At 49.1% G+C, this 6,134-nt stretch carries 3 protein-coding genes and 1 pseudogene; all 4 read right to left on the reverse strand.

From position 1 onward, the window contains the following. Positions 1-15: 15 nt before the first annotated feature. On the reverse strand, positions 16-453 hold the full coding sequence (locus H6H02_RS13830) for an Rrf2 family transcriptional regulator (protein ID WP_190818579.1): 438 nt from the start codon (positions 451-453) through the stop codon (positions 16-18). Between the two features lie 243 nt (positions 454-696). After that, complete coding sequence (locus H6H02_RS13835; RefSeq protein ID WP_190818582.1) at positions 697-2,709, reverse strand: iron uptake porin; 2,013 nt, start codon at positions 2,707-2,709, stop codon at positions 697-699. A 199-nt stretch (positions 2,710-2,908) separates the two neighbouring features. Continuing rightward, positions 2,909-5,092: an iron uptake porin gene (locus H6H02_RS13840; protein WP_190818584.1), complete on the reverse strand. Its 2,184-nt coding sequence runs from the start codon at positions 5,090-5,092 to the stop codon at positions 2,909-2,911. Between the two features lie 935 nt (positions 5,093-6,027). Continuing rightward, a pseudogene (locus H6H02_RS13845) lies at positions 6,028-6,134 on the reverse strand (photosystem II protein D2); the annotation flags it as partial.

Consider the following 6,134-nt stretch of genomic DNA (forward strand, 5'->3'; position numbering starts at 1 on the left):
TTTAATTTTTAATTTTTAGATGTAATACATGATGTCTAGCTGACGCCTAGAATCCCGTTTCTCTGCTAAATCTTGAAGCGTGTATCCTTGTAAGACCGAATTGGCTGTTTGATGCACTTCTTGCCAGATTTCCTCTACCACGGCACTTTCTACCGTTTTGGAAGTGTTGTTGTTCTCAGAAGGTTTGGCGTCCAATCCTTCCAGGCAACTCACAACTTCTAAGAGCGTAATTTTCCAAGGTTCCCGTGACAGCAAATAGCCTCCTTTTGCGCCACGTTGGCTACGCACTAAACCGCCACGCCTTAATGTCGCCAGTAGCTGTTCTAAATATCGATCGGGGATATTTTGTTGAGTCGCGATCTGCCGAATTTGTAACGGTTCGTTGTCGCTGTAGTGACACGCTAGCTCTAACAGAGCCAACAGCGCATATTCTGTTTTACAGGAAAGTTCCACAAGCTTGAGATCGAGTGTGAGGGATCGTCAATTCCAGTATACCCCGGTTCTCCACCGGAGTTTGCCGGTTTAAGCATTCGCCAAGAAAAAAGCCCCGCTGATGCGGGGCATAACCGGGTTCGCAAAATTTACCTCAGAAAAGCTGGGAGCAGAGCAGCAAGAGAGAAGAGGGACAGAGGTAGTAACGATCCATTACCCATTACTACCTGCCTTACCAATGAACGGACTACTATTTCCGTCTCCCTAGAAGCTGAACGTCGTTCTGAGTGTGCCAATAACAGCATCTTCGTTATCGTCGTTTTGGTTGGGAGCGGTAATCCAGATGATGCCGGGAGTCACGGAGATGTTATCCGTCAGTTGGTACTTGTAGAATCCTTCGAGGTGGTAGGAGAGATCGTTCTTAATCCCGACTGGGCTGCCTTGAACTTCAAGACCTGCCAAGTATGGTTCTACACCTGCAAAAATCCCCAGGATATTCCCCCGCTTACCTAAATCCGGGAAGGCCACACCTAACCCGTAGTACCAGACATCACCTCTGGTACTATTTTGAACGGAGCTAATATCAGTCTTCCCAACAAAGCCGCTCACGGAGAATCTGTCGCTCAGTCGTAAGGCAGCCTGAAGACCATAGGAGTTAGTGCTCATTGGGCTATCCCTATCCAGTACTAATGGGAACCGAGCGCCTGTTCCAGTTGCAAGCGTTGGATCGTTAGCTCCGAGAGTACCTGTTATCGGGCGGGCACCAGGCGACGAGCGAGGACTTCCACCAAGGTCAAAAATCCCGTCCCCCCGGTTATGGTAGCCGTGGACGTAGGTTGCAGCTAAGCCCAAGCGATCGTTAACAGTAAAGTTGAGCTGGGCGAGGGCAGAATAGTCCCCGCTGAACAGACCAAAATCATTGCCAGGAAGACTCCCATTATCTGCCAGATAACCAACAGTTAATGAAGTGGGACCGAGAATCGGTGCCGTGCCGACACCGAGCCTGATCCCGATACCGGCACCGCCACCGATACGATAGATAGGACTCTGCTGAGCAAATGACGAAAGTGCAGCGGTACCTCCGTCTCCGTCATAAAAGTAAGGGTTGAGGACGGGAGCGTAGTCGGCATGAATTCCTCCCGCAGCGGCTAGGTAAACTTTTGAGCTGCCAAAGGGAAACTCATACGCCAGCCAATCTAGAATGATATCGTTGTTGTTACCGGGATTAAGGTCAAAGGTCTGGTTGCCCTCGAATGAACTATCAGGTTGAAGTGGAATCTTTGCAAGAAAAGGTGTAGTGTTACCAGCAGCAAGACGGGTGTGCAAAACATCTCGACCCGTGAAGCTGGTTTGGAAGTCTAAACGAACGCGATCGCCAAAAATGGTGTTGGTGTCCTCGCGATCGCTAAACTCGTCCGTGACGGCGAAGATTGCTTCACCCACCAGTTTGGTGGTTGTCGAGAACTGATGGTTTTCAAGGAACGTCACCCGCCCTTCCAGGTTATCTACCCGTGTGCGGAGAGTTGCCAATTCTGCTCCAAATTCATCGATCAACCGTTGCAGAGTTGCCAAATCTTCTTTGGTAACAAAGTCTGCTGTAGAAGCGGCAATCAATTTCTCAATTTGCAGCAAACAAGCGTTCAAACCAGCGGCAAATTCATAACGGCTCATTGCCCGGTTGCCCCGATAGGTGCCATCCGGATATCCTGCTATACAGCCATAGCGCTCTACCAGGCTTCGCAGTGCTTCATATGCCCAGTCGGTTGGTTCCACGTCCGACAGTTGGGAGACGTTGGTGACTTGGCTTTGGGAGTTATTGCCTTCCTGGCTGTAGCGATTGATTTGTTCTAAAACACTATTATTGCCAACTGTATTCCCTGCTGGAGCTGTTTGAGCTAGCTTGGATTCGGCAGGCATCACTGGCAAAGATGTGCCTTCAATCGTTTCAACCCCTAGTGCTTGAGCTGAGTCAGCGGTTGCTGGCTCCTGGCTGGGTGCGACTGCCAGCTGTTCTGGCGCTTCTGTCGCAGTAACTTTCTGCCCTAACTCTGACTTCTCAGCGTTTGCTGAAATCACAGGGATTGGGCTGACTGTTGGGGTTTCTGGCGCAGTAGCGATCGCTACTGGCTGTAATTCTGGTAGAGCCTCTACAGTTTGGGGCTGAATCACTTCTTTAGCAGCAGGGGTTTGTGCAGCGATCGCTGCCGATGAAACCACTAATGCTGCCCCCAAAACTGCTGGGCTGAATACCAGCGATTTCCAGATAAATTTAGCCATCTTTCCTCTTTTCCTCACACACACCTTAATTAAGAAAGATTTACATCCTTCTTAATTTTTCCTGTCATCCTACCACAGGCTAGAAATGGCATTAGGTAATAAATCATACAAAAAAGCCCCGCATTGAGCGAGGCTTTACCGATTTCATTTCACAATATTGGGCAATCTGGATTAACCCAACCGCCTAGCTTTTGTGTTACTAGAAGCTGAACGTAGTTCTGAGCGTACCGATAACAGCGTCGTCGTTAGCTTCGGTTTGACCAGGAGCTGTCAGCCAGATAACTCCTGGAGTAACGGAGATATTCTCTGTCAGCTGGTACTTGTAGAAAGCTTCAATGTGGTAGGGTCGATCCTTACCAACTGGAACCCGTTTACCGTCAAGTTCAAGACTTCCCAGATAGGGTTGAGCACCGGCAAAGATACCCAAAACGTTACCCCGTTTACCTAGGTCAGGAAAGGCTATCCCTAATCCATAGCTCCAGATTTCACCATCCCCGTCACCAATCACTCTGACGTCGCTATAAGAGACAAAGCCACTGAGTGAAACTCTGTCACCTAATCGGAAAGCACCTTGTAATCCGTAGGAGTTACTAACCCCTGGAGCTGGGTCAGTTGCTATACCAAGCTGGGGTGCATTTAGACCAAGTAGGGGTCCTATAAGCCCTGGAGTATTAGCCACGCCTGTACCGACTACAGCACCCCCTCTGCCACTGTCGAATATCGCGTTGCCAGAACTATGGTAGCCGTGAACGTAGGTCGCAGCTAAGCCGAATCGGTCACTGACGGTGAAATTGAGCTGCGCCAGAGCAGAATAGTCACCGTTGAACAGACCACCATGCTGATTAATATCTTGTCCGGGCGGTATGCTTCCGACCAGTGTGCTATCGGCAGGATTATTTGCATTATCTGCTAGATAACCCACAGTTAATGAAGTGGGACCGAGAATCGGTGCCCTACCCACACCCAATCTCAGACCAGCACCAGCACCGCCCCCGATGCGATAAATGGGGCTGTACTGAGCAAAGGTTGAGAGTGAGCCGCTACCACTGTCACTGACTCCGTTATAGAAGTAAGGATTTAAAACAGGGGTGTAGTCGGAATGGCGTCCTCCAGTGGCTGAGATGTAAACTTGGGAAGCGCCAAACGGGAACTCGTACGCCAGCCAGTCTAAGCCAATATCATTGGTGTTTTCGTCGTTGAAACCGAGGTTAAAGGTTTGGGTTCCCTCGGCTGTGTCGGGGGTTAAAACTCCCAGGTTCCCAGCTGCGAGACGGGTGTGCAAAATATCTCGACCTGTGAAGCTGGTTTGCAGGTCTAAACGTACTCGATCCCCAAAGATGGTGTTGGTGCCACGGTCATCGACATCGACATTGAAGTCGCTAATGCTAATATCACCCGTAAACGAGTCCGTGACGGCGAAGATTGCTTCACCCACCAGTTTGGTGGTTGTCGAGAACTGATGGTTTTCAAGGAATGTAACCCGCCCTTCCAGGTTATCTACCCGCGTGCGGAGAGTTGCCAGTTCTGCTCCAAATTCATCAATTAGCCGCTGAAGTGTGGCTAAATCTTCTTTGGTAACAAAATCTGCTGTAGAAGCGGCAATCAATTTCTCAATTTGCAGCAAACAAGCGTTCAAACCAGCGGCAAATTCATAACGGCTCATTGCCCGGTTGCCCCGATAGGTGCCATCCGGATATCCTGCTATACAGCCATAGCGCTCTACCAGGCTTCGCAGTGCTTCGTATGCCCAGTCGGTTGGTTCTACGTCCGACAGTTGGGATACGTTGGTGACTTGGCTTTGGGAGTTATTTCCTTCCCGACTGTAACGATTGATTTGTTCTAAAACACTGTTGTTGTCAACTGTATTCGCTGCTGGGGCGCTTTGAGCCAGCGTTGAGTTGGTCGGTGCTGCCATCGGAACCAACACACTGTTGTCTACGCCTAGAGCTTCGGCTGAGTCGGCGGTTGCTGCGTCCTGGATGGGCGTTGCTGCCACCTTAGCTGGCGTCTCTACTACTGGCATTACAGGTACAGATGTGCTATCAAGCTTCTCTACCTTTAGCGCTTCGGCTGAGTTGGCGGTCGCAGCATCTTGAATCGGCGCTACTGCCAACTGTTCGGGCGTTTCAACTTCAACTGCACTCAGCGCTTCGGCTGATTTAGCGGTTGCTGAAAAAACGGGGGCTGAGTTAGCTTCCGGGGCTTGGAGTGCAGTAACTAAAGCCACTGACTGAACTTTTGGTAAGTTTGACTCAGTCGTTTGGGGCTGAATCACTTCAGAGGTTATGGGCTTTTCAGCAGCGATCGCTGCTGACGAAAGCACAAGTGCTGCTCCAAAAACCGCTGGACTTACTAGCAGAGATTTCCACATTAACTTAGCCATCTTTCCTCTTTTCCTCACACACACTTATTTCAGAAAGAGTGACAATCCTTCTTGATTTTTCAAGCCATCGTAACACAGGCCGGACGCTGCCACCACCTCACTAGCGCCTAAAATGATTACTAGATCGCTCATTGAGATTTTTCGTGTTATTTTTCGGATGACCTCAGTCACTCTTTAAAAATGACTTGCGCCCTATGAAAGTTTTTTCTGTTAACCCATCGCTATTATCTGTTGCCAGTGTAAGCGTCACCTTATTGTACAAAATTTCTTGTAGATGATGCTTTGCTTCTTGACTGATACAGCAACTAACTTTCTTTTTATTTTGGGCGATCGCTTCTCCAAACTCTTTTATTTTCCTCTTCCAGTGCTTCCCTAACTAAACTTGATAGCGGATGAACGCTTTCGTTAATTTCAGGGTCGCTGAGTATCTGCGTGATCGCCTTCCTAAAATAAAGCCCCTAAAAAACTATCCGCCCCCACGGGAAGCGTTTTGGTATCACCATTACACTTAATGTGAGGGCGGTCTAGCGGGTCTTCAAATTAGCACCAGACTGTCGGAAGGGACTCCAAAAAGCAGTCTAGCTCTTTCAGCTTTTGTTAATCTCACTAGGAGATTAAAACTGGCTTTTAGAGAACAGCTCCGACGCTCAGCCGGTTAACGCTAATTTGATGACCCATAAATTTACTACTATCACTCATGGGCATCACCTCCTTGTTGCCTGAACGGTCTAATTCTCAAGAGGAGTAGGGTAAATATCGCTAAGGATTCATTCCCTTCATTTAGATTAGCACAGGCTAGAGCGGATGTGGACTGGCTTGAAAAAAAATACCCCGCGACTGGCGGGGTATCGTTCACTGAGGAGTGCTTGATGAGCGGGGTCGCCCCGCCCATGCTGAGTTAGAGAAAATTAACTCTAAATATTTCACTCCTGAAATTAGAGTGCGTTACCGCGAGGCAGAACCTCTTCAGGGAAGATAAAGTTCTCGTGGGGCTGATCCTGAGGAGCCATCCAAGCCCGGATACCCTCATTGAGCAGAATAT

Source organism: Coleofasciculus sp. FACHB-1120, assembly GCF_014698845.1.
In the GTDB taxonomy this organism is placed as follows: domain Bacteria; phylum Cyanobacteriota; class Cyanobacteriia; order Cyanobacteriales; family FACHB-T130; genus FACHB-T130.

Bases quoted from the DNA above. Each gene is read 5' to 3' on its own strand.
- H6H02_RS13835 (WP_190818582.1), bottom strand. From the start codon at position 2,709: ATGGCTAAATTTATCTGGAAATCGCTGGTATTCAGCCCAGCAGTTTTG.
- H6H02_RS13840 (WP_190818584.1), bottom strand. From the start codon at position 5,092: ATGGCTAAGTTAATGTGGAAATCTCTGCTAGTAAGTCCAGCGGTTTTT.